The following is a 23,206-nucleotide window of genomic DNA, read 5'->3' on the forward strand; positions in this document are numbered from 1 at the left end:
CAACTGACGATGGGGTACGCCTCGGTCGTGCGTCAGAGCTTTCTCGGCGGTACGCGTGTCGGGGCCGGACTGGCCGCCGCCGGTTTCGTGCTCGCCGTGACCTTCGGGGCCACCGCCCGCGACCAGGGCTGGAGCCCCCTCGAGGCGATCGTGGCGAGTGTGCTCATCTTCTCCGGGTCGGCCCAGTTCGCCCTGCTCGCCGCCGGTGGCGCCGCACTGCCGGCGGTCGCCGCCGCGCTGCTGATCAACGGACGGTTCCTGCCGATGGGCCTGGCCGTCGGGCCGAGCCTGTCCGGCGGCCGGATCCGCCGCGCGCTGCAGGGGCAGGCGGTGGTCGACGGCTCGTGGGTGGCCGCGCACCTGGGCGGGGGCCGGTTCGACAGGTGGCGGATGTTCGGCGCGACCGCCGTGCAGTGGCCCGCCTGGGTGGCCGGGACCGCCGTCGGTGTCCTCACCGCCCCGTCCCCGCACCTGGTCGAGACCCTCGGCCTGGATGTGGTGTTCCCGGCGTTCTTCCTGGCCCTGCTGCTCGGCGAGGTCCGCGGCCGGCGCCCGCTGACCGCCGCCGGGCTGGGCGCGGCCGTCGCCGCCGGACTGCTGTGGTGGGTGCCCGCCGGGATCGCCCTGGTCGGTGCGACAGCCGGCGCCCTGATCGGACTGACCGGCCGCTCCGAAGAGGTCACGGCGTGACACTGTGGCTGGTGATCGTGGCCGTCGCGGCGGGCAGCTTCCTGCTCAAGGCGGCCGGCCCGGCCCTGCTCGGCGACCGGGAGCTGCCGTCGTCGGCGCGGGCGGTGATCGCCCTGCTCGCCCCGGCCCTGCTGGCCGCGCTGGTGGTGACCGAGGTGCTGGGCCGCCGCTGGGCGTCCGTGGACGTGACCGTGCCGGCCGCCCTGGCCGTGGTGGTGGCCGCCCGGCTGCTGCGGGCGCCGATCCTGCTCGCGGTCCTCGCCGGGGTGCTCACCGCGGCCGGGTTGCGGGCCGTCCTGGGTACGGCATGACCGGCGCCGAAGCCCGGCGGATGCGCGATCCGTCACACAGAACCTAGCGTCCCGATCGTCGTGGGGCCGTGGGGCGTACGCCGATCGATCTTTGTCTCTAGAATGCCGGGATGGTGGGCGAACGGGTGCGCCGGTGGGCGTGGGTGGGTTTCGGGGCTCAGGTGTTGTTCGTGGTGACCTGGCTGGTCGCGGCCTCGTGGCAGGGCAGCCGGTACCGGGTGATGGAGCACACCATCAGCGACATGCTGTCCGTCGGCGCGCCGGGCGCCGGGGTGGTCATCGTCGCGTTCACGCTGTGCGGGCTGGGCACGATCCTGTTCGCCTGGCTGGCGGTGCGCCCGGCCCTGCGATCGGGCGGCCGCTTCGCCACGGTGGGCGCGGTGCTGCTGGCGCTGTCCATCTTCGGCGTCGGTGACCTGCTCGCGGCGGCCGAACGGCAGGGCTGCCGGCTGGCCGACCCGGGCTGCACCGGCGAGGATCAGCGGGCCAACCTGGGCGGCAAGATCGACACGATGATCACTCCGACCGGCATCCTGCTCTTCGTCGCCGCCGCCCTGGTGCTGGCGGCGGCGATGAAGCGGGCGCCGGGCTGGCAGCGCTGGGCCTGGCCGTTCCGGGGCGTCGCCGTGGTCTTCGCCGCCCTGCTGGCCGCCTTCGTCAACGCGCCCGCCGAGCTGACCGGCCTGGTGGAGCGCCTGCTGGCCGGGTTCGGCGCCGCCGCGATCGCCGCCCTGGCCCTCGGCATCATCCGCCGGTCCCGGTGACTGTCACCCGGACCGGGACCGGGGTCATGAGAGACGGACCGGGTTGACCACGTCGGCGGTGACGGTCAGCAGCATGACCGCGCCGCCGATCAGCACCAGCGCCATCGTCACCGGGTAGAGCCTGGTGAAATCGACCGGGCCCAGCGCCGGACGGCCCCGCCACCGGCGGATCGTGTCGCGCAGCCGCTCGTACCAGACGACCATGATGTGCCCGCCGTCCAGCGGCAGCAGCGGCAGCAGGTTGAACACCGCCATGAACAGGTTCAGGCCGGCCAGCAGCATCAGGAACACCTCCCACAGGCCACGCTCGACCGCCTCACCGCCGAGCCGGCTCGCACCTACCATGCTGATCGGGGTGTCCGGGGTGCGTTCGGCGCCGCCGATGGCCGCGATCACCGCCGGGATCCGCTGCGGGAACGCGATCAACTGCGTGCCGGCGCGGTGCAACAGGTCGCCGGTGAAGGTCACCGTCGCGCCGACGGCTTCGAGCGGACCATGATTGACGTACGCCGGGGGCGGCGTCGCCGTGGCCCCGATCATGCCGACCGCACCGCCGTCGCGGGACACCCGGGCCACGTCGACGGTCAGAGTCAGTGTCGCCGACCCGCGCTGGACGGTCACCGGGGTCGGCCCGGCCGCCGCCCGCACGGCGGCCAGCACATCGGTCCACAGCGGGGTGCCCACCCCGGCCACGGCGGTGATCCGGTCGCCGGGCCGCAGTCCGGCGTCCGCGGCCGGGCAGGTGGCGCCGACACAGCTGGTGCTCGCCACCACCGGCTCGGTCACCGGGTTCAGGTTGGGCAGCCCGGTGGAGACGGCCATGCCGTAGAGGATCGCCGCGGCCAGGAACACGTGCGTGACCGGCCCGGCCGCCATCACCGCGGTCCGCTTCCACCACGGCTGGCGCCACATCGCCCGGTCCCGCTCGTCCGGGGTCAGGTCGTCGAGCGTGGTCATTCCGGCGATCTCACAGAAGCCGCCGATCGGGAGGGCCTTCAGCCCGTACTCGGTGTGGCCGCGGCGGATCGAGAACAGGGTCGGCCCCCGCCCGACGAAGAACCGCCGCACCCGCATCCCGAACGCCCGCGCGGTCAGCAGATGTCCCAGCTCGTGAATCGACAGCGACAGACAGAGCCCGGCGACGAACAGCACCACACCGGTTACGTAGGCCAGCACCCGCTGATCCTAAGTCCGTCGAAGACGATCGCGAGGGTACGGGTCCGCAGCTCCTCGTCCCACTGCTGCCGGTCGGCGGTCAGGCACAGGGCGGTGATCAGCGCGAACACCTCGTCGACCCGGGCGTCCGGGCGGATCCGGCCGGCGTCCTGAGCCCGGCGCAGCAGGGTGCCGACGGTCTCCCACAGTGCGTCGTGACCCGCTTCGGCGAGGGCCCGCTCACCGGTCGACTCCTCGACGGCGAACGTCACGAACTCGGCGAACGCCGCCCCGGGATCCTCGGCGTCCATCCGGGCCCGCGCCAGCAGCCGCGCCACCCGCTCGGCCACGATCGCCTCGAACAGCGACTCCTTGGTCGGGAACTGCCGGTAGACGGTGGCCAGCCCCACCCCGGCCCGCCCGGCGATGTCGCGCATCGACGCGGCGGCGCCGTCCTTGGCGAGCACCCGCTCGGCCGCCTCGATCACCTTGAGCCGGTTGCGGGCCGCGTCCGCCCGCAGCGGCCGCGAAGAGTCCGGCATCCGTCAACTCCCGTCCGGAAACGGATCCACTGTTCCGCCTGGACGCACGATACCCCAGGGGTGTCCATACTTGCCGGGTGCGACATGAGGAGATCCTGGCCCGGACGGACTGGTCCACCGTCGAGCACGCGCGTCCGGGGAGGGACGGTGTCCTGCCGACCCCGGCGATCCTGCGGGCGCTGCTGAGTGAGGACACCGCGGGCCGGGCCGTCGGAGATCTGTACGGCCTCGTTCATCATCAGAACTCCATCTACAGCGCCACGGCACCCGCGGTGATCTTCGTGGCGGCGATCCTCGACGATCCGCGCGTCGAGTCCTCGCGTGCGGAGTTGCTCAACTGGCTGACCTCGGTCATGGAGGCGGCCGCCTCGGCCCGCAGCGCGGCGCTCATCCGAACCAGTGCAGGGCCTGGCCGTGGCCGCGCGCCCAGGCGAGGGGCCTGCCGTCCAGGGCGAGCACGTTCAGCAGGGTGTCGTCCGGTGCGGGCGGCAGGCCGTCGAACGGCACCACCTCCGGCGACTCCACCGAGATCCGATGGCCGGGCAGTGCGCCGGCCAGGTCGAGGAACGCGGCCCGCCGGACGGCCGGCACCTGGTACAGCACCGACGTGTGGAACACCACCAGGGTGGCGTCCCGCGGCGCGCGGGCGGCCAGGGTGGGCAGGTCGTCGACCAGGTCACCGCGGATCAGCTCCGGCGGGTCGGCGGCGGCGACCGCGGCCGCCGCGCGCAGCCGGTCCCGGCGGTGCCGGTGCTCCGGCCAGATCAGCGCGTCCAGCCACGGATCGGAGGCGTCCAGCGGGTTCAGGTCGAGGCCGGCCCGCCACACCACCTCCGGCAGCCGGGTGGGCGGGGCGGTGCCGGTCAGGTCGCACTCCAGCACCGGCCGCCCGGTGCCGACGGTGTGGCCGCCGTAGCGGTAGCCGTACCGGTCCGGGAACAGCCCCAGCCCGGCCGACGCGCCGACCTCCAGCAGAGCCAGCGGCTGCGGCAGCGCGGCCAGCACCGGCAGCAGCACCGCGCACCGGCCCGGCTCGTTGGTCTGGGTGGCGCGGGCCCGCAGTTCGGGTTCGATCGCGGCCCAGTGCGCCACCGTGAAGTCGTGGAACGCGGCCGGGTCACCGACCGGCCCGCCGAGCAGCCGCACCACCGCGAACAGCAGGTTCGGCTGCCGTTTCGCGGCCGGCACGGTCGCCAGCAGCTCCAGGATCGCGGGGTCGGCGGCGACGGCGTGCGCGAGCCGTTCGTAGGTGGGGGACACGCCCCGGGCCTCACGGCTCGCGAACTCGGCGTACTGCGCGGCGGTCGTCACCGGACGATCCTGGCACGACCCATCAAGTACGGCCGATCACGGTAGACGTACGGCGGGGAGACCGGCCCGGGGCAGGCCCCCGGTGAGCGAATCGGGGGCCGGGCCGGCCTGGAGGTCCCGCCCGGGGCGGCGGCTCAGCCCTCGCACGCCGGCGCCGCCCGCCCGGATGCGACTATGCCGTGGCGGCCAGGAACTCCGAGTAGAACAGGCCCAGGCCGACAGCCACGCACAGGCCGGCCACGATCCAGAAGCGGACCACGATGTTGACCTCGCTCCAGCCGGCCAGTTCGAAGTGGTGATGCAGCGGAACCATCCGGAACACCCGCCGCCCGGTGGTCCGGAACGACACGATCTGGATCACCCAGGTCACCGTGATGATGAAGAACAGGCCACCGATCAGGATCGACAGCAGGGTGGTGCGGGTGGCCACCGCGAGCCCGCCGATCAGCGCGCCCAGCCCGAGCGCGCCCACATCCCCCATGAAGATCTTGGCGGGGGAGGTGTTCCACCACAGGAAGCCCGCGCACGCCCCGGCCGCCGCCGCCGCGATCATCGCGATCTCCAGTGGATCACGGACCTGGTAGCAGTATTCGTTGGCCCGCACGTACGCCTCGTCGGCGCACCAGTGCCGGTACTGCCAGAAGCCGATGAACGCGTACGCGCTGAGCACCAGCACCGACGCGCCGGTGGCCAGGCCGTCCAAGCCGTCGGTCAGGTTCACGCCGTTCGACATCGCGGTGATCACGAAGACGAACATCATCACCGAGCCGATCTTGCCGATGTCCAGCCATTCGACGTCCCGGATGAACGAGACGTACTCGCTGGCCACGGTCTGCCCGTTGGTGCTGGCCACGAAGAGCGAGGCGATGCCGAACCCGGTGCCGACGACCGCCTGGCCGAGCAGCTTGCCCTTCGCGGACAGGCCGTCGGAGTTGCGCTGCCGCACCTTCAGGAGGTCGTCGATGAAGCCGATCACCCCGCAGAACAGGAACAGGCCCAGCAGCACCAGGGCCGTCATCGTAGGCTTCTCCTGCGCGATCTGCCGCTCCGGCAGCGTGGTCAGAGCCAGGTGCCCGGCGACGTACGCGAAAAGGGTCGCGATGATGAACACCACCCCACCCATCGCCGGGGTGCCCCGCTTGCCCTCGTTCGACGCCAGCCCGAGCGACCGGATCGGCTGCCCGGCCTTGAGCGCGGTGAACACCCGGATGGCCAGCGGCGTGCCGAACAGCGAGATGAGAAACGCGACGGCGGCCGCGACGATGACCGCCCTCACCGGCGGGCCCTACTGATATCAACGATCACGGGACGAGAGCTTGCCATCCAGCAACCGTTCGACGGTGACGAGGTCCGGAAAGGAGACTCCGACGTGTACGAGTTCGCCGAATGGTCGCTGGTCGCGCACGCAGCGGACGGTGCGATGGCCGGGTGGGCCTCGATACGGTCGTGGACCGAGGACGACGGGGTCCGGGTCTATCTCACGCGTGGTGAGGTGCGGGCCGAGGACCGGCGGCGCGGCCTCGGCGGGCGCCTGCTGGACGAGACCGAAGCGGCCGTCCGCGCCCTGACGGCCACCCAACCGGCCACCGGCCCGGTGATGCTCGGTGGCAACGCGACCGAGGGTGACCACGGACGGGAGGCGCTGCTGCTCAGCCGTGGTTACCGGCGGGCCCTCACGATGGTGGTGATGCGGCGGGAGCCGGGGCCCGTACCGGATAAGCCTCTGCCTGAGGGTTTTCAGGCACGAACGGTGACCGCCGACGACGCGGAGGCCCTGCGGCGGCTCTCCGAACGGGCCTGGGCCGGGCGCCCGTTCACCCGCCTGCCCTCGGCGGACCAGCTGCGTGACTGGCTGCGACGGTCGGATCTGACCGGATTCGAGGTCGCCACCACGGGTGACCGGATCGCCGGGTTCGCCGCGGTGGTCGGCGACGAGATCGACGACCTGCAGGTGGACCCGGACTTCCAGCGCCGGGGCATCGCGTCCGCCCTGCTCGGCCGGGCACTCACCCGGATCGGCGGGCCGGCCCGGCTGCGGACCGAGGGGCATGATCCGGCGGGCGCGCGGTCTCTCTACGAACGGTTCGGCTTCCGGGTCACCGAGAGCCACCACCGCTACCGCAAGCCGCTGCGCTGACCGGTCGTGCGCACCGGCCCATTCACCGAACGCGACCACCAGCGGCGACAGGGGGATCGTCAGGCGTCGCGCAGTAGGGCGGCCAGCTCGGCCGGCCGGGTCAGCATCGGCCAATGGCCGGAGTCGATGTCGGCGAGGGTGAGGTGCTTGACCCGGCCCAGCACCGGCAGATCACCGGCGGCGATCCACGCACGGGCCTGCTCCGGGGTGAACTCCGGGCAGATCAACACCACCGGCACGTCCTCCTCTAGGCGGCGGGCGTCGGTCCAGCGCACGACCGCGGTGGCCACCCCCTCCGGCACCGGGACCGCCCCCGCCGCGAACCTCTCCCGCGCCCGTTCGTCCAGGTCAGCGGAGTCCGGCCCGTCGAACGGCGCCCAGCCGGGAAACGCCATGAACCCGTCCTCGACCGGGAAGAACGCCGCATAACGCTCGCCCTCGGTGGTGGGCCACCCGCCGATCAGCACCACTCTGCCGATTTTGTCCGGTCGGGCGCCGGCCGCCAGCCAGGCCAGCGTGCAGGCCGCCGAATGCCCGACGACGACGGCCCTCCCGGGCACCGCGTCGACGGCCGCGACCACCGCGGCGACCTGGTCGTCCAGGGTGGTCCCGGCCTCCGCGGGCAGCGACACCGCCACCGCGTCGCCACCCAGCTCCGCCACCACGCCGTCCCACACCGACGCATCCGTCCACAGCCCGCCGACGAGCACGATCCGATCCATGGTCACCCGACCACCCTAGACCGTTTTCCGGCTCTCCAGAGGCCGGCCCGTCGCACTGAATCCCGCCGTGCCGTCCCCCTCGGTCCGCGTTTCTCCAGGTCCGCGCCGGCCGCCGGGCGGTCGGCCGCCATCGAACCGATTTCGGTACGCCGTTCGGGTCCACAGAAATCGGGGCGTCCCGTCCGGTCCGCGCGACGTCCGCGTCACTGACAGACCGTCCAGCGGCCGCCGGGCCGAATCCGGTGGCCCGGGGCCGGAGTGCCCCCGCCGGACGCACACGCTGCCGGTGTGTGGGTCGTGTGTGCCCCGGTAAGGCGCGCACGTCGGTGGATCGGGTGCTCGCGTCGGTGTCCTGGGCCCGGTGCGCGCTCACCGACCGGCGTGCGTGTGACGCCGCCGGGCCGCGATGCCGGACGTCTGCGCACGATCCGGGGAGCGTGCGCGCCCGCCGGGGTTCCGTGGGCGGGACGGACTCCGGGCCCGCCGCGCTCAGAAGTCGTAGACCGTGGTGGGGATGTCGCGTCCGGACAGGGCGGCCACGATCAGCGGCTCGATGCGGTCCCATCGGCCGCCGGCCAGGCCGCAGCCGATCCGGGGCATGTGGACCGACGCGCCCAGCCGCAGCGCGTGATCGGCGACCGTGTGCAGGCAGCGCCCGATCGCCTCGTACCGTACCGGTGGGCCGCCGCTGCCGGTGCGGATGCCGCGCTGGCCGACCATGTTCGCCACCCACACGTCCGGGGTGACCTGCACCAGCTGGGTGGCGCCCAGGCCGAAGTCGTTGCCGGCCCGCTCCCGGTGCCACTGCCGGAACGCCCGTTCCGGTTCCGGCCAGCGCCGCGACACCGCCACCACGAAACCCTTGCCCCAGCCGCCGATGTCGTTGCAGACATGCGCGATGATCTTCGGCCCTTTGGCCTGTGGGCTCGTCGCATCACCCTTGATGACCCGCAATTCGACCATCACGAGATCATCCCGTACGACGGCGAGCACCCGCTTGGCACAGTGGAGTGCCGGCCGTCGACGAGCGAGATGGGCACGGCGAAGGTTCGGGTGCCACCCCGCTGGGCGGTGCGGGGGTTCTGGGCGCTGCACCGATCGGTCTACCGGTTCGGCGGGAGCCGGATGGCGCCGTGCCCGGCGGTCCCCGGCAAGTGGGGCACGATGCGCCTGGTCACCACCGGCCGGCGTAGTAGACGGGAGAGGGCGGTCCTGCTCGCCTGTCTGGAGGACGGGCCGAACCTCTTCACCATGGCGATGAGCGGCTGGGCCGCGGCCGAGCCCGCCTGGTGGCCGAACCCGCGGAGCGATCCGGACGCGTACGGGGAAATCCCGGAAGGTCGTCGTCTGGTCCACGGCCGAGCGCGACCGCCTGTGGGAGCGGACGTGGCCGATCGACGCCGAGCTGGACGAGTATGCCGCCCAGCGCCCGGCGCCGACCGCCGTGGTGAACCGCGCGATCAACGCTTCTTCAGTGCGAACACACCCCAGCCGAGATAGCGCCGCTGATAGCGCACATAGTTCAGCGGCGCGGTGTCCAGCTCGTCCCGGAAGAAGGCGGCCAGCTCGTCGTCCGGGTTCTCGTCGAGCCACCGGCGCACGGTGAACCACTGGGCCGCCACGTAACGATCCCAGCCCGCACCGTCGGCCAGCACCATCTCCACCAGATCCCAGCCGAAGCGCCGGAACGACTCCACCAGACCGGGCAGGTCCTCGAACTGCTCCCGGGACTGCGCGCCACTGCCGTGCACGGCAGTGGCGTCGGGCGGCTCCTGACGCCAGAACGGCTCGCCGACCAGCACGATCCCGCCCGGCCGCAGACTGCGCTCCAGCAACCGCAGGGTGCCCTCGACCCCGTCACCGATCCAGGTGGCACCGACGCAGGCCGCGACGTCCACCGGGGTCGCCGCCGTGAACCCGCCCGCGTCGGCGTGCACGAACTCCAGCCGACCGGACACCCCCAGCTCGGCGGCCCGCTCCCGGGCCCCGGCCAGGAACGCCGTGCTGATGTCCACACCGGTGCCGGTGACGCCGTGGTCCCGGCTCCAGGTGCACAGCATCTCGCCACTGCCGCAGGCCAGGTCGAGCACCGACTGGCCCGGCCTCAGCCGGATCGCCGCACCCAGCGTGGCCAGCTGCCCGGCCGTGAACGGGTTGTGGATGCGGTGCTCCCGCTCGCGGACGACAAACTTACGATCCAGATCCACTTCTACGATTCCTCACGTCTTCGAAAGAACGGCTGACCGGCACGGAACCGTGGAAGACAGTCATCAGAGTCCCCTCATCGAGAAGTCGTGGTGCGGCGAATCCAGCCCCGACCGGATGATCACGCGAGCGGATTTCCGCCCTACCATCGGCGTCGTGGCGAGTTTGCCCGGAGCGCCGGCGAGCAGGACACCATCGAGGTCCGGGCGGCTACCGGCTCAGGCCTTGGTTGACCTGGATCGGGCCCGCCGTTGGTCACCAGCCACTCGCCGGTCTCCCAGTCGCCGAGCCGTCCTCGGTGCGGAATCACCGGTCGAACCGTGGTTCCAGGCCCGGCCACGGCAGGAGACGAAAACCGACCGGAAGGAGTCCTCCAGCCCGGGGATGGCCAGGCCGGCAGGATCACCTCCGACCAGGTGCCGCGTCACGCGGACCGGGATCCTCGGCGAAATGGGTGACAAGTCCTGTGGCATGCCGTCCGATCTTCAAACGGAGGCGGCTGTCTGCCGAATGGTGGCTCGCGGGCTCCGCGCCAGATTGAAGGCGAGTACACCGCCGACGATGAGGGTCAGCGCGACCGTCACGGCGGCGGTGATCGGTTCGTGGAAGAGCGGGACCGCGAGCAGGGTGGTCAGGACCGGGCTGATCGCCCCGGTCACGGCGGGGATGCCACTGCCGAGGCGGCGCACCGCGTACGCGTAACTCAGCGTGGACACGATGCCGGTGCCGATGCCCTGCAACGCCGCGAACAGTGCCACGGTGGGCAGCGGCACTGTTCCGGCGAGCAGGTTCGACGGCAGCGCCCCGGTCACCCCGAGGAGCACGCTGATCAGGGCGGACGGCACGCACAGCAGCAGTACCAGGCTGATCAGGTCGAGGCGGGTGTGCCGCAGCGCGATGGTGTAGACCGCCCACAGCAGACCCGCCGCCAGCAGCACCGCGATGCCGCCCAGGCCGGCCGCCGAGGTGGTGAGCACCGCGGTCGCCGTGATGCCCGCGACGATCGCGCCCAGGGCCAGGACACGCTGCCGGCCCAGTGCCGGCCGCCCGGCCGGGAGCAGGGCCACGAACAGCGGCACCGAGCCGGGCAGCAGCAGCCCGACCAGGGCGGCCGAGGTGAGGCTGCCGCCGAGCGCGGAGAGCAGGAAGTGCGGCAGCCCGGCCAGGCTGAGGGCGGCGACGACGGCGAGCGGTTCGGCGCGTACCGCCCGGACGGCCCGGGGGATGCCGGCGGCCAGCACGAGCACCGGTGTCGCGAAGCGCAGGAACGCCGCGTCGGCCGCGGTCAGCCCGGAGACGCCGATGCCCCGGATGGTGAGCGCGAACGACGCCCACAGCAGTACGGCCACCGCGAGGGCGGCGGCTCCCGGCCACTTCGAGCGCACCGGCATCCCCTCTCCAAGATCCATTGGACGCCACACTAGGGAACCGGGGCGGGCACACGATTGCTAAATCTGCCGCCGTAGAGCCGCACAGTGGCAGGATCTGCCACATGATCACGCTGGACTCGATCGACCGCCGGATCCTCGTCGAACTGCAGAAGGACGGCCGGCTGACCAATCAGGAACTCGCCGACCGGATCGGCCTGTCCCCGTCACCGTGCCTGCGCCGGGTCCGGCTGCTGCACGAGGCCGGGGTGATCGAGCGCTACACCGCGGTGGTGTCGCAGGCCGCGCTCGGGCTGTCGATCACCGCGTTCGCCCGGCTCACCCTGCTGTCGCACACCTCGGCGGTGGTCGACGAGGTGGAGGAGAAGCTGCGGGCGATCCCGGAGATCGTCGAGGCCTACCTGCTCGCCGGTGACGACGACTACCTGGTCAAGATCGTGATCAGATCCTTCGAGGCGTACGAGGACCTGCTGCGCCGGGAGATCCGCTCGATCCCGGCGCTGGCCTCGATCAAGACCACGTTCGCGTTCGCCGTCACCAAGCCGCAGTCCCCGCTGCCGGATCCCTCGCGTGGTTAGTTCCGGCGCGGAGCGCGCCGGAACCGACCACGCGGCCGTATCACCTCACGAGCGGGCCGCTCTACCCGGCATGACTGACATTCGTGTGCGGGCCTACCTGATGGGTGAGCCACGGGTGATCGTCGGCGGGCGGCTCGTCACGACCACCGGTGGGCGCAGCCGGGACCTGCTCGTCTACCTGATCACGCACCGGGAGACGGCGGTGCACCGGGATGTGCTGATCGACGCGTTCTGGCCCCGGGCCCGCCCGGCCGCCGGCCGCAACAGCCTGCACGTGGCCCTGGCCGGAGCGCGGCGGGCGCTCCGGGAGGTGTGCGCGGAGCCGCTGATCGAGCGGTGCGGGCAGGCGTACCGGATCCGCCGGGACGCCCCGGTCTGGACCGACGCCGACGAGTTCGAACGGCACTGCCGGTCCGGGCTGCGGGAGCGGGACCCGGAGGCGGCCGCCGGGCACTTCGAGGCGGCCGGCCTGCTGTTACGCGGCGGGTTCCTGGCCGATCGGCCGTACGCGGAATGGGCCGCCCCGCGCCGGGAGTCCCTGCGCGCGCTCGCCGTGCAGGCACAGAGCCGCCTGGTGGTGCTCTACCGGGGGCGCGGCGAGTACGGGGCGGCCGCGGCCCTGGCCCGGCGGGTGCTGGCCGACGACCCGTGCAACGAGGACGTGCACCGGTCGCTGATGGTCTGCTACGCCCGCACCGGGCTGCGTCATCTGGCGCTGCTGCAGTACCGCCAGCTGGCCGGGCTGCTCTGGGCCGACCTGCGGGTGCGCCCGGCGCCGGAGACCACCGAACTGTACGAACGGCTGCGCCGGCCGGAGCGGATGCCCCAGCCGGCGTAGCGGATGTGATCAGTTGCCGACCACGAACGGCTCGCTGAACGCGTACGACACGTCGGTGTGCGCGCCGGCGTTCACCTTGTAGGAGGCGATCGCCTGCATGACGTCGCCGGACTGGCTGTTGGCCAGCGCACCGAACGGCACCCGGAGCTGGGTGCGGCGCGGCGTGTCACGAACCGGCGTCAGGTCCTCCGCGCCCAGCTCGACCGCGACCCGGGTGCCGGTGCTCAGGTTGACGATGGACACCCGGGCCTCGTGCCGGGTGGCGAACTCGTTGATGTTCTCGCCGATCTCGACGTCGGCGAGGACGTCGAACGGCAGGTTCAGGTCCAGGACGTCGATCGAGAAGTCGGTCTTCTCGGCGACTACGTAGAGCGCCTTGATACTGGCGTCCCACGCGTTCGACGTGGTGGTGGTCATGTGTCCTTCTCCCCCTCGGATGGTTCCGGTTGACGGGGCCCATCCGACGCGCACCCGCTTACCGGGCACTTAATCCAGACTTAGTCGGCTACGCGACATTTCCTGGTGCGGACCTGGCCGGGCGCATTACTCAAAGACGACCGAAGGAGAGTCGCGATGGAGCCGATGGAGACCGCGGCCCTGGTACGCCGCGCCGCGACCGGGGACGCACAGGCGTGGGAGGCGCTGGTCGCGGCGTACGCCAATCTGGTCTGGGCGGTGGCCCGCGCCCACCGCCTGGGGACCGCGGACGCCGAGGACGTCACCCAGACGACCTGGGAGAAGTTCGCCCGCTCGCTGGGCACCCTGACCGAACCGGAGAAGGCCGGGGCCTGGCTGTCCACCACCACCCGGCGCGAGTCGCTGCGGGTGCTGGCCGCCCGCAACCGGGCCGCGCCGTCCGGGGACATGGCCTGGATCGGGCCGTCCCGGGAGGACGAGACCCCGGAGGAGCAGGTGGTGGCCCGGGACGAACGGCTGCGCCGCGACGACCTGGCCGCCCGGCTGTGGCAGGCCCTCGACCGGCTCGGTGACGGCTGCCAGCGGCTGCTGCGGGTGATGATGGCCGAACCACCGCCGTCGTACGCCGAAGCCTCCGCCGCCCTGGACCTGCCGGTCGGCTCGCTCGGCCCGACCCGGCGGCGCTGTCTGGAGAAACTTCGCCGTCTGATGGATCCGGCGGTATCAGGACCCGCGGAGCGCGGTCATGACAGGTGACACGCCCCGCGAGGAGGAGACCGCAGACATGGACCTGGACGCGGCACTGCGCGCACTGATCGGCCGGGTGGATCCGATGCCACCGGGGGTCGGCCGGTACGCGGTGGCCGCCTTCGCGTTCCGGTCCTCCGGCGAGGACTTCGCCGACCTGGAGTGGGATTCGCTCACCGACACCGGAGCGCTGACCCGCGGCCCGGACGACACCCGGATGCTGGTGTTCGGCCCGGCCGGGCCCGCCGGGGTGCGGGTGCACCTGGGCCTGACCCGGGTGGCCGGTGGGTTCGAGGTGGACGGGCTGGTCGAACCGGCCGGTCACACCGAGGCCGTGCTGCTCCACGACGGGGGCGCCGTGCGCCGGCCGATCGACTCCGGGGGCCGGTTCGACGCCGACCTGCCCTCGGTGCGGTCGGTCCGGCTGCGGCTGCGAGGCGCCGTTTCCCCACCGATCGTCACCGGCTGGGTGGCGGTCGGCTGACGCGAAAGCGAGACGACCATGCCCGAAGAGACCGCGTTCCCGAATCCGTGGGCACTCGACCCGCGGATCCGCCGGACCGGCGACACCTACTACTTCGCGGGGGAACTCCTGGTGGCGGCCCAGGACGTACCCCGGCTGACGGGTCTGCTCGGCCCGCTGCGAACCATCGGCCGTGCCTCCGGCGACCCGCTCGCCGCCTTCGTCACCCGGGTCGCGGTGCCGGACGGTGACGACGGGGTGGAGACCGACCTGCCGTCGCTGGTGTCGTCGATGCGCTCGCTCAGCGCCGGGCCCCGGATCGGGCTCAACCACGCCTTCGCCGCCAACACCGCCGCGCCGATGCTGGCCGGCGGCATCCCGATCGAGGGCCAGCCGAAACTGCACGGCGGGACGGCCACCGACCCGCTGCCGGTCGCCGACGAGCCGGACGCCGCCCCGGTGACCGGGGCCCGGACCGTCCGGGTCGCGGTGATCGACACCGGGATCGACCCGGTGGCGCTGACCACCGCCCTGTTCGACCGGCCGCTCAAGCACGGGGTGCACGAGCCGGACCCGGTCTACCAGGACCCGGCGACACACGTGATCGGGCTGATGGGTGGGCACGGCACGGCCGCTGCGGGGGTGGTGGCCCGCTACGCCCGCAACTGTGAGCTCACGTCCATCCAGGTGCTGTCGGTCAACGGCATCACCGACGAGCTGGGCCTGGCCGCCGGGATCCTGCGGGCCCACGACGCCGGGGCCGAGATCATCAGCATGTCGCTGGGCGGCACCTTCGAGGGGGAGGCGCCGCCGCTCGCGCTGGAGCTGGTGCTCGACAGCCTGCCGAAACAGACCGTGGTGGTCGCGGCGGCCGGCAACGTGGACCGGCCGGCGCCGAAGTTCTACCCGGCCAGCCGGCCCGGGGTGATCTCGGTGGCCGCGATCGACACCACCGGCCCGGCTCCGGTGCCGGCCGGGTTCAGCAACACCGGCGACTGGATCACGGTCTGCGCTCCCGGGGTGCGGGCGCACATGCCGTACGTCAGCGGGACCTGGCCGTTCGGGACCGTGCCACTGGAGTTCCACGGCGCGGTGGCGTGGAGTGGCACGTCGTTCGCGACACCGTTCGTGGCGGCCCGGATCGCGGCCACCACGATGCCGGGGCAGACCTGCCGGGAGGCCGCGGACCTGCTGTTGCAGGGACTTCCCAACCCGTTCCCTGGGTACGGCCGGTTCCTCGACGCCCCGGCCGGGTTCGTCCACCCGTAGTCCGTCAGCCGGCCCCGTAACAGACGAAAGCTGACGCGGCCGGATCGCCGGCGGACGCTCGCTGCGCCTCGGCGAGCGCCACGGACGGGGACGATCCGGCCCGCAGCCCGTCATGCAGCCGCACCATCACGTCACCGGCGGCCCCGTCCCGGATCGGGGCCACCGTGGCGATCACCGAACGGGTGCCCAGGGCCAGCAGCGCGGCGGCGAAACCGATGATCTCGTCGCCGCGGTGCACCGTGGACAGGCCCGAGTCACAGGCCGACAGCACCACCAGGTCCGGCGGGCACTTCAGCGACTCCAGGTCGTAGACGGTCAACGGCCCGTCGTCCAGCCGCAGCGTGGAGAACTGCGGATTGTCGGCCCGGAAGGTGCCGTGCGCGGCGATGTGGGTGCACGCCGAACCGTCCATCGCGGCCAGCACGGACGCCACCGTCGCCCGGTCACCGGCCAGCGGAGGGGCCGTCGCGTACCGTACGCCCAATCGGTTGATCTCGTCGGCCGCGCCCGGCAGACCCGGACCGGCCACCAGGACCGTGCCCTCGCCGGCCTCGCCCGCGGTGACCGCCCGCAGCCAGCCGGCCGCGCTCGGCGCCACCGTCACGGTCCGGTCCGCACCGCCCGGCAACAGCCGCCACGGCACCCCGTGCAACCGCCCCGACGGCACGATGACCAGCCCATCCCCGGCGATCCGGGACCGCAGCGGGCCCAGCAGCATCCGGTCCAGCCGGTCCGCGGCGGCCGCACCCGCCCGGCCCCGCAACGCCATCCGCTGCAACTCGAACCGCAGCGCCCGGATCTCCGCGTTCATCGCCGCCACCGGGCCCAGCTCGTGCCGGGTCAGCCGGCCGGACGCCAGCACCACCGCGAACAGGGTGTCACCGACCGCGACCAGCTCCACCAGCGCCCGCCCGGCCAGGCACGCGGTCAGCATCCGGGTACACAGACCACCGCGCAGCGGCCCGCCCACGATCGCGACGTCCGGACCGCCCGCCCCGACGGTCGCGAACCCGGTCGCCGCCGGGCTGGTCCGCCGGACCCGATCCCGGATCGACCGCTCCAGCACCGCCTGCCGCTGCCGATACCGGCGCGCGTCCACACCCTCCGACAGACTCTGCTCCCGCAACGCCGCCACCGCCCGCAACTCGGCGATCTCCGCGGCCAGACCGGCATCCGACGGCGGCCCGGCCGGACGCAACTGCTGCGCCGCCGCCCGCCCCCGCTCCGCCCACACCAGCAGCGACCGCGCCGACCCCGACTCCACCGCCAGCCGCAACGCCGTCGTCACCAGGTCGAACCCGTGCTCGGCCGCCCGCACCCGAAGCTCGGTGGCACCCAGCGTCAGCCGGTGCTCGTCCAGCGCCCGCAACCCGGCCCGCAACGCCGCCTCCGCCCCACGCCGGTCCCCGCCCGCGATCCGCAACAGCGCCACCGCGTGCCAGGCACTCACCCGCAACGCCGCCGGATACCCGGCCCGCCGAGCCCGGACGGTATGCCGCAACAACTCGGTGGCCTGCCCGGTATGCCCCGCCGCCAGCGCGCAGCGGGCCGCGATCAGCGCGGCATCGGCCGCCGGACCCGCCCACCCGGCCTCCCGCAACGCCGCCGCACCCCGCACCGCGTCCCGCAGCAGCGCCGGACCGCGCCGCCCGGCCGCCCAATCCGTGCGCAACCGGGTGTAGCCGGCCACCGTCGCCCAGCCCGGCCGGCCCTGCTGCCCGAACGCCCGCTCCGCCAGCCCCGCCGACCGCCGGGCCGCGGACAGATCACCACAGGCCAGCGCGGCCGCCGCCAGCAACAGCCGGGCCTCGGCCAGATCCGCCGACATCCGGCGGCGGGCCAGCTCACGCACCGCGGCCGTGGCCACGTCACGGGCCTCCTCGTACAGGCCGGCCGACAGCAGCACGTCACAGCGGTCCATCATGATCCCGGCCGGGGACAGCCGGTGCCGCACATAGTGCTCCTCGGCGGCGGCCAGGTGGGTCAGCGCGCTCACCACCCGACCGTCCCGGCCGGCGGCGAAACCACGATTCCACCGTACGTCGGCGACCGCCAGATCCTGGCCCAGCTCCTCGTACAGCTCCTCGGCCCGGGACAGATCGGACTCCGCCGGGCCCGGCTGGCCCCGGTAGGCGTGCAACACACCCCGGTTGTTGCGGACCCGGGCCTCCCAGTGCCTGTCGTTCTCCCGGCGGAAGACCGCCAGGGCGCTGCCGTACCCCCGCAACGCCTCACCGAACAGGCCACGGCGCTGCGCGATCACCGCCACCTGGTGACCCAGCCGGGCCGCCTCCAGCCCGGTCAGGAACGGCGCCGCCTCCGCACCCAGCGACATCGCCTCCTCGATGTCACCCTGATCGGCGCGCACCAGCGCCAGGGTCATCCGGGCCTGCGCCGCCACCACCGGCAGGCCCGCCTCGTCGGCCAGCGCCACCGCCCGCCGCAGATGCCGGGCCGCCGACCGCATGCTGTTGCTCTCCCGGCCGGCCAGCCCCAGCACCCGCTCACACGTCGACTCGGCCGCGGCGTCACCGGCCCGGCGGGCCGCCGCACGCACCCGCAGCGCCGCCGCCCGGGCCAGCCGCGGATCGGTCTGCACCAGGCGCAGCGCGTCGTCCGCCCGCTCCCGCACCGTCGTCTGCCCCATCGGCCCGCCCGCGTCGAGGTGGAATACCGCCGGTTCCTCCTTACCGGATCCGGCGCGTGAGGGCCACCGAGATTTCCGGGATCCCGGTAGGTCGTGCCCTGCCGGCCCTTCCCCGTAAGCCTTTCCCTGTCGGCCTTTCCCTGTCGGCCTTTCCTGGTAGGCCTTTCCTGGTAGGCCTTTCCCTGTCGGCTTTTCCTCGTAGGCTCGATGTCATGGGACATGGTCTGGTGCCGTATCTGTGCTGTTCGGACGCCGCGTCGGCGATCGGCTTCTACACGTCGGTGTTCGGTGCTGTGGAGGTGCAGCGCTGGACCGCCGACGACGGCCGGATCGAACACGCCGAGTTGGAATTCGACGGTGAGAAGCTGTTTCTGGCCGACGAGCATCCGGAGATCGGGGTGCGGGGGCCGCGCACACTGGGCGGCACCCCGGTGTCGTTCGTCCTGACCGTGCCCGACGCGGACGCCACGGTGGCGGCGGCGGTGCGGGCCGGCGCGGCCGTCGAACGCCCGGTCACCGATCAGGACGACGGCTCCCGGGCGGGCTGGCTCATCGATCCGTTCGGTCACCGCTGGAACCTGCACACCCCACCGTCCGAGCCGGTCCCGGTGGAACGATTGCGCGAACAGGTGGCCGACAAGTACACGATCACCGACTGACACATCCCGGCTCGGAAGATTCGGCCCCGAGTTGTGCGTCCCCGAGTTCTTCGGCCCGGAGTCATCCGTCCGTGATTTCTCCGGTGTTGACCTGTCCGGCGCTGACCTTCCCGGCCCGGTGGGTGCGCACGATGGCGGACCGGGTGCTCGGGGCGGTGCTCTGGGGCCGGTAGGCGACACGGTTCGGTGTGCGGGTGGCTTCGGTGGGACGGGGCTACCGGGGCGAGCACACGATTTGGAGATCGGGTGCGTTGGTTGGGGCGGGACTGCCGGCGCGAGCACACGGTTTGGAGATCGGGTGCGCTGGGGCGGGACGGACCGGGTGGGGCGTGGCGGTGACCGTCGTCTTCGCCCGGCGGTCGCCGGACGGTCCGGTGTGCCGCCTGGATCGCGTGGACTCACGCGATCGGCCATGTATTGCTTCTGTGGGAGGTGACGGGCGTACCCCCGCGGGGTTGATCATCGGCGGCGGATCCGGAGTCCGGCGTGGACCCGAGGGACCGCGGACCGCGTCGGGCGGGTGGTGAGGAAGCGGCCGGCCGCGACCCCTGCCGCCACCAGGAGCAGGAAGACGATCACGTAAGCGGTCATGCCGGTGGGGCGGCGCCGGCGAGCGCCGGGACGTAGACGCCGATGTTGTCGCCGCCGCCGTCGAACGTCACCGTGGCCACCGCCGGCACGCCCGGCGCCCCGCGCGAAGAACAACGCCAGAATCAGGATGTCATCGATGCTGGTGACCGCGAACAGGCCCACCGCCTGTCCATCGTCATCACCACAGGCGGTCGAATATCAGCTGGTCGACGGGGGAGACGCGGGGGCGGTCGTCGTACGTCAGCCAGGCCAGCTCCTCGATCTCGGCGCTCGCCGTCAGCGTGCCGGTGTAGCCCGCGCTGTAGCAGGTCATCCGCACCTGGACGCCGTCCGGATGGCCGTGTGCCGGGGCGGTGAACACGCCGAACAGCACGGCACTGGCCGGGTCGACGGTCACGTCCAGTTCCTCCCGGATCTCCCGGACCAGGGTGTCCAGGTCACTCTCCCCGGCTTCCCGTTTGCCGCCGGGCAGGTAGTAGACGTCCTTACCCCGGCTGCGGGTGCTCAGCACCCGCCCGTCGACGAGGTGAATCCACGCGATCTTGTCGATGTCGGTCATCCGGCACGAGTCTAGGGCGTCGAACGGCTGACGGAGTCGCGGGCCGGGCCGTGGGCGGGACACGCACTGGCGGCATGGGCATCGAGCGGGGATGCGCTCGGTGAGCGGGCCGAAGCCGACCTCCGCGCCCCCGACACCCTTGATGACGAGAACATCGTGGTGCTCGGCGATCTGAAGGAGACCGATCCGGCGGCCGAGAGCGAGCAACGGCGACCGGCGGTGTACGCGCTCACCGAGATCGATCGCATGATCCACGATCTGTCCCATCCGCGGTACGGAACATTCGTCCAATACGCCGGGACGGGCCGGCTCCGATCATCGGCACATGAACATGCACGTGGTCCACGACGGTGACCGCCAGGCCCCGCCGATGCTGCTCGTCCACGGCTCCGGCGCGGCCGGCAGCTCCTGGAACCCGGTGGTCCCCGCCCTGGCCGCCCACCGGCACGTCATCCGCGTCGATCTGCCCGGTTGTGGACAGTCGCCGCCGGCCGGGTCGTACGACGTACCGGCGCAGGCCGCCCGGGTGGCCGCCCTGCTGGACCACCTCGGCGTCGGCCCGGTGACCGCGGCCGGGCACTCCAGCGGCGGATATCTGGTCACCGCGCTCGCCGAGCGGCGGCCCGATCTGGTCGCCTCGCTCGCCCTGATCAGTACCGGCCCGAGTGTGGAGGCGATGCTGCCGGAGCCGATGCTGCTGCGGATGCTGATGGCCCCGCCGATCGGCCCACTGCTGTGGTCGGCGCGGACCGACACGATGATCCGGGCCGGTATCCGCTCCACAGCGGTCCAGCCGGTCGACATCGGCGACGACTGGATCGGTGACCTGAGGGCCGTACGTTATCGGGATTTTCGGGCGGTCCTGCGGGAGTACACCGCCTACCTGGCAGCCCGCAGTGTCCCCGACCGGCTGACCCCACTGGGCATTCCGCTGCTCGCGATCTTCGGTGACGCCGACCCACGATGGAACCCGGACCACGCTTTCCACTACGAGTCGGTGCCCGGCGCCCACCTGGAGATGCTGGCCGGAATCGGTCACCTGCCGATGGCCGAAGCCCCCTCCCGCATCGTCGACCTGTTGCTTACCGTGAGGCGATGACGGAGGGGGCCGTGAATGCTGGTGTGGGTGGCGTCGTTTCCGCGGTCCGGGAACACGTTTCTGCGGATCGTGCTCAACCGGCGGTTCGGCGTACGGACGTCGGTGATCTATGACCGGGACGGTGTCGCCGCGCGGGTGGGCGGGGAGCTGATCGGCTACACCGGCCGGCCCGGGACGCTCGCCGCCATGCGCGCCGACCCGGAGATCCACTTCGTCAAGACGCACCGGCCGCTCGGTGACGAGGTCGCACCGCCCGACGTGCGCTTACGAACTGCCGCCCAGCCTGCACGATCTGTTCTGGTCCCGGCCCGGCAACCGCGAGGCGATGGAACTGTCCGCCGGCTGAGACGGACGGTTCCGGGAGCTTTTCGGGCCGGACTCCGGCGGTTCACCCGGGCGTACCGGAAATGTTTGAATGTCGGGTTTGTCTGGGGCGGTGGCGAAAACGATCATCGTGGCCCGTGCGGAACCGGGCCTGCTCGCGCACTTCCCCGACGTCGTCCGGCTGCGGGACGGGCGGCTGCTCGCCGTCTACCGGGAAGGGGCCGGGCACGTCGAGTCGGCCGGTCGGATCCGGCTCACCGAGAGTGCCGACGGCGGGGTCACCTGGACGCCGCCCCGGACGGTGGCCGACGGGCCGAACGACGACCGTGACCCCAAGATCGTCGAGCTGAACGACGGTACGGTGCTGCTCAGCTGGTTCGTGCTGGACTGGACCACCCAGCCCCGGTACACCAATCACGGCACGTACACCAGCCGCAGTGCGGACGGCGGGCGGACCTGGGGCGAACCGCGTCCCGTCGGCGTCGACCGCGCCGTCTCGCACGGTGCCGCGGTGTCGCTGAGCAGCGGGGACGTGCTGCTGCCGCTCTATCTGCGGCCGGCCGGCGAGAAATGGGAGACCGCGCTCGTCGTGCGCAGCGCCGACGGCGGCCGCACCTGGGACCGGGGGGACGATCATGGCGGCCGAGGAGGGGATGAACTTCCAGGAGCCGACACTGACTGTGATCGGTGACGAGATCGTCGCCCTGCTCCGAACGACTGCGGGGTACGCCTTCCTGACCCGGTCCTTCGACGGCGGGACCAGCTGGAGCCGTCCGGAACCGACCGACATGCCGGCGTCCTCACACCACGTGCTGCGGTTGAGCACCGGCGAGGTGCTGGTCACCTACGGTGATCTCACGTCCCGGTTCTCGGATCACCGGGACACGGTCGGCCGGATCGTCACCGATCCACACGGCGGCTGGGACGGTCATCCGGATGTGGCTCTCTACGATTCGGGGCATCCGGACCAGGCCAACCCGTCCAGTGCCGAGGTGTCCCCGGGCCGGTTCCTCACCCTCGGCTTCGATGTCCGGAACGCCACCGTCGTCGGTGTGGTGACCGAGATACGTGACGGTATGCTCTCCGTCCTGTGAAGAAGATCATCAACGTGTCGGCGGTCGTCGCGCTGGCTCTGGTGGGTGGCTGCTCCGAGGCCGCGCCCGTGGAAACCCCCGCCTCCGCACCGGCCGCCGTCGCTGTCGCCGATCCCGTCGCCCCCGGTCCCCGGATCGGGGACGCCGGCAGCGCCTGCCCGATGCCGCTGTCGTTCGCCACGGCCGCCGACTGGAAGCCCGCCCCCATCAACGTCGAGGAGCTCGGCGAGATGGCCGCGCTCGCCATGGTCGGCGACTTCGCGGTGCTCTGCGAGATCGACGCCAAACCGGCCGGGAACATCGGCTTCATCCGCGTCTACCTGGCCAAGGGCCTCAGCGGGCAGCCCCGTGACCACCTGGCGGCCTACCTCGAAGCGGGCATCCGTGGTCAGGAGATCTCCGGCGAGACCTACCGGGATCTGCGGTTGGGGGCGCAGCAGGGTGCCGAGCTGATCTGGCAGAGCTACGACAAGGGCCTCGACCACAAGGGCAAATACGCGGCGTTCGCCCTCAACACCCGCGACGGCGCGGTCGTGGTGCAGCTCAGCCCGTTCGGCGCCGACGAGTACGACGAGATGCTGGGCGCGTTCCAGCTGGCCGAGACGACACTCACCGTCGTGGAGTGATCCGCCTTCCCCTACCAGACGTCCGGGAGGAGACCAGCGGCGAGACCCGCGACCGTCGGTGACCGAGCCG

26 protein-coding genes are annotated in these 23,206 nt (G+C 72.4%); 14 read left to right on the forward strand and 12 right to left on the reverse strand.

The features are described from left to right. Positions 1-27: 27 nt before the first annotated feature. The 3 genes from ACQ0O7_RS26750 (at position 28) to ACQ0O7_RS26760 (ending at position 1,765) form a co-directional block, all read left to right on the forward strand. Positions 28-690 (forward strand): AzlC family ABC transporter permease, encoded by a 663-nt coding sequence (locus ACQ0O7_RS26750; protein ID WP_430785495.1) that lies wholly within the window; start codon positions 28-30, stop codon positions 688-690. Next, positions 687-1,001 (forward strand): AzlD domain-containing protein, encoded by a 315-nt coding sequence (locus ACQ0O7_RS26755; protein WP_430785497.1) that lies wholly within the window; start codon positions 687-689, stop codon positions 999-1,001. Before ACQ0O7_RS26750 ends, ACQ0O7_RS26755 begins: the two co-directional genes overlap by 4 nt. A gap of 110 nt (positions 1,002-1,111) precedes the next feature. Next, the gene (locus ACQ0O7_RS26760; RefSeq protein ID WP_430785499.1) at positions 1,112-1,765 is read left to right on the forward strand and encodes a DUF998 domain-containing protein; all 654 of its coding nucleotides are present in this window, start codon (positions 1,112-1,114) and stop codon (positions 1,763-1,765) included. Between the two features lie 24 nt (positions 1,766-1,789). Here the strand turns inward: ACQ0O7_RS26760 and ACQ0O7_RS26765 are convergent, their stop codons facing one another. From ACQ0O7_RS26765 to mraY, 5 genes are all read right to left on the reverse strand, one after another. After that, a complete protein-coding gene (locus ACQ0O7_RS26765; protein ID WP_430785501.1) occupies positions 1,790-2,941 on the reverse strand; it encodes a M50 family metallopeptidase in 1,152 nt (383 codons plus the stop codon). Continuing rightward, positions 2,926-3,462, reverse strand: a complete 537-nt coding sequence (locus ACQ0O7_RS26770; RefSeq protein ID WP_430785503.1) for a TetR/AcrR family transcriptional regulator — start codon at positions 3,460-3,462, stop codon at positions 2,926-2,928. The genes ACQ0O7_RS26765 and ACQ0O7_RS26770 overlap by 16 nt, the downstream gene beginning before the upstream one ends. 250 nt (positions 3,463-3,712) lie before the next feature. Then, a complete protein-coding gene (locus tag ACQ0O7_RS26775) occupies positions 3,713-3,853 on the reverse strand; it encodes a hypothetical protein (protein WP_430785505.1) in 141 nt (46 codons plus the stop codon). Beyond that, complete coding sequence (locus tag ACQ0O7_RS26780) at positions 3,850-4,773, reverse strand: DUF2332 domain-containing protein (protein WP_430785507.1); 924 nt, start codon at positions 4,771-4,773, stop codon at positions 3,850-3,852. Before ACQ0O7_RS26780 ends, ACQ0O7_RS26775 begins: the two co-directional genes overlap by 4 nt. A 172-nt stretch (positions 4,774-4,945) precedes the next feature. Next, positions 4,946-6,049 carry a phospho-N-acetylmuramoyl-pentapeptide-transferase gene (gene mraY / locus ACQ0O7_RS26785; protein WP_430785509.1) on the reverse strand — a complete coding sequence of 368 codons (1,104 nt, stop codon included), beginning with the start codon at positions 6,047-6,049 and terminating at the stop codon, positions 4,946-4,948. Between the two features lie 93 nt (positions 6,050-6,142). Between mraY and ACQ0O7_RS26790 the strand changes: the two genes are divergently transcribed. Next, the gene (locus ACQ0O7_RS26790; RefSeq protein WP_430785511.1) at positions 6,143-6,910 is read left to right on the forward strand and encodes a GNAT family N-acetyltransferase; all 768 of its coding nucleotides are present in this window, start codon (positions 6,143-6,145) and stop codon (positions 6,908-6,910) included. Between the two features lie 59 nt (positions 6,911-6,969). On the opposite strand, the gene ACQ0O7_RS26795 is transcribed toward ACQ0O7_RS26790, so the two are convergent. The 4 genes from ACQ0O7_RS26795 to ACQ0O7_RS26810 all read right to left on the reverse strand — a co-directional run bounded on the left by ACQ0O7_RS26795 (position 6,970) and on the right by ACQ0O7_RS26810 (position 11,246). Beyond that, entirely contained in the window at positions 6,970-7,638 is a 669-nt protein-coding gene (locus ACQ0O7_RS26795; protein ID WP_430785513.1) for an alpha/beta fold hydrolase, read from the reverse strand. Between the two features lie 483 nt (positions 7,639-8,121). Further along, complete coding sequence (locus ACQ0O7_RS26800; RefSeq protein WP_430785515.1) at positions 8,122-8,595, reverse strand: macro domain-containing protein; 474 nt, start codon at positions 8,593-8,595, stop codon at positions 8,122-8,124. A 497-nt stretch (positions 8,596-9,092) separates the two neighbouring features. Further along, a complete protein-coding gene (locus ACQ0O7_RS26805) occupies positions 9,093-9,839 on the reverse strand; it encodes an SAM-dependent methyltransferase (RefSeq protein WP_430785517.1) in 747 nt (248 codons plus the stop codon). A 483-nt stretch (positions 9,840-10,322) separates the two neighbouring features. Beyond that, positions 10,323-11,246 carry an EamA family transporter gene (locus ACQ0O7_RS26810; protein WP_430785519.1) on the reverse strand — a complete coding sequence of 308 codons (924 nt, stop codon included), beginning with the start codon at positions 11,244-11,246 and terminating at the stop codon, positions 10,323-10,325. A gap of 83 nt (positions 11,247-11,329) precedes the next feature. Between ACQ0O7_RS26810 and ACQ0O7_RS26815 the strand changes: the two genes are divergently transcribed. Together ACQ0O7_RS26815 and ACQ0O7_RS26820 are read left to right on the forward strand one after the other, a co-directional pair. Then, positions 11,330-11,803: an Lrp/AsnC family transcriptional regulator gene (locus tag ACQ0O7_RS26815; protein ID WP_430785521.1), complete on the forward strand. Its 474-nt coding sequence runs from the start codon at positions 11,330-11,332 to the stop codon at positions 11,801-11,803. Between the two features lie 70 nt (positions 11,804-11,873). Further along, positions 11,874-12,641 (forward strand): AfsR/SARP family transcriptional regulator, encoded by a 768-nt coding sequence (locus tag ACQ0O7_RS26820; protein ID WP_430785523.1) that lies wholly within the window; start codon positions 11,874-11,876, stop codon positions 12,639-12,641. A 9-nt stretch (positions 12,642-12,650) separates the two neighbouring features. Here the strand turns inward: ACQ0O7_RS26820 and ACQ0O7_RS26825 are convergent, their stop codons facing one another. Further along, positions 12,651-13,058 carry a hypothetical protein gene (locus ACQ0O7_RS26825; protein ID WP_430785525.1) on the reverse strand — a complete coding sequence of 136 codons (408 nt, stop codon included), beginning with the start codon at positions 13,056-13,058 and terminating at the stop codon, positions 12,651-12,653. A gap of 156 nt (positions 13,059-13,214) precedes the next feature. Here ACQ0O7_RS26825 and ACQ0O7_RS26830 point away from each other — a divergent pair, with 156 nt between their 5' ends. Genes ACQ0O7_RS26830 through ACQ0O7_RS26840 form a run of 3 tightly spaced genes read left to right on the forward strand, consistent with a single transcriptional unit; the run spans position 13,215 to position 15,537 of the window. Further along, a complete protein-coding gene (locus ACQ0O7_RS26830; protein WP_430785527.1) occupies positions 13,215-13,814 on the forward strand; it encodes an RNA polymerase sigma factor in 600 nt (199 codons plus the stop codon). After that, positions 13,804-14,289, forward strand: a complete 486-nt coding sequence (locus ACQ0O7_RS26835) for a hypothetical protein (RefSeq protein WP_430785529.1) — start codon at positions 13,804-13,806, stop codon at positions 14,287-14,289. The genes ACQ0O7_RS26830 and ACQ0O7_RS26835 overlap by 11 nt, the downstream gene beginning before the upstream one ends. A gap of 18 nt (positions 14,290-14,307) precedes the next feature. Further along, positions 14,308-15,537: a S8 family peptidase gene (locus tag ACQ0O7_RS26840; RefSeq protein WP_430785531.1), complete on the forward strand. Its 1,230-nt coding sequence runs from the start codon at positions 14,308-14,310 to the stop codon at positions 15,535-15,537. 4 nt (positions 15,538-15,541) lie between these two features. Here the strand turns inward: ACQ0O7_RS26840 and ACQ0O7_RS26845 are convergent, their stop codons facing one another. Then, entirely contained in the window at positions 15,542-18,184 is a 2,643-nt protein-coding gene (locus tag ACQ0O7_RS26845; RefSeq protein WP_430785533.1) for a CHAT domain-containing protein, read from the reverse strand. 212 nt (positions 18,185-18,396) lie between these two features. On the opposite strand from ACQ0O7_RS26845, the gene ACQ0O7_RS26850 reads away from it, so the two are divergent. Then, on the forward strand, positions 18,397-18,843 hold the full coding sequence (locus tag ACQ0O7_RS26850) for a VOC family protein (RefSeq protein WP_430785535.1): 447 nt from the start codon (positions 18,397-18,399) through the stop codon (positions 18,841-18,843). A 769-nt stretch (positions 18,844-19,612) separates the two neighbouring features. Here the strand turns inward: ACQ0O7_RS26850 and ACQ0O7_RS26855 are convergent. After that, a complete protein-coding gene (locus tag ACQ0O7_RS26855; protein ID WP_430785537.1) occupies positions 19,613-19,993 on the reverse strand; it encodes an NUDIX hydrolase in 381 nt (126 codons plus the stop codon). Between the two features lie 325 nt (positions 19,994-20,318). Between ACQ0O7_RS26855 and ACQ0O7_RS26860 the strand changes: the two genes are divergently transcribed. The 4 genes from ACQ0O7_RS26860 to ACQ0O7_RS26875 all read left to right on the forward strand — a co-directional run bounded on the left by ACQ0O7_RS26860 (position 20,319) and on the right by ACQ0O7_RS26875 (position 23,136). Next, positions 20,319-21,092 carry an alpha/beta fold hydrolase gene (locus ACQ0O7_RS26860; protein ID WP_430785539.1) on the forward strand — a complete coding sequence of 258 codons (774 nt, stop codon included), beginning with the start codon at positions 20,319-20,321 and terminating at the stop codon, positions 21,090-21,092. Positions 21,093-21,528: 436 nt separating this feature from the next. Then, entirely contained in the window at positions 21,529-22,107 is a 579-nt protein-coding gene (locus tag ACQ0O7_RS26865; RefSeq protein ID WP_430785541.1) for a sialidase family protein, read from the forward strand. After that, the gene (locus ACQ0O7_RS26870) at positions 22,070-22,510 is read left to right on the forward strand and encodes an exo-alpha-sialidase (RefSeq protein ID WP_430785543.1); all 441 of its coding nucleotides are present in this window, start codon (positions 22,070-22,072) and stop codon (positions 22,508-22,510) included. The genes ACQ0O7_RS26865 and ACQ0O7_RS26870 overlap by 38 nt, the downstream gene beginning before the upstream one ends. Next, the gene (locus ACQ0O7_RS26875) at positions 22,507-23,136 is read left to right on the forward strand and encodes a lipoprotein (protein WP_430785545.1); all 630 of its coding nucleotides are present in this window, start codon (positions 22,507-22,509) and stop codon (positions 23,134-23,136) included. The genes ACQ0O7_RS26870 and ACQ0O7_RS26875 overlap by 4 nt, the downstream gene beginning before the upstream one ends. Positions 23,137-23,206 lie beyond the last annotated feature (70 nt).

Source organism: Actinoplanes sp. G11-F43 (assembly GCF_050589265.1).
GTDB lineage: Bacteria > Actinomycetota > Actinomycetes > Mycobacteriales > Micromonosporaceae > Actinoplanes.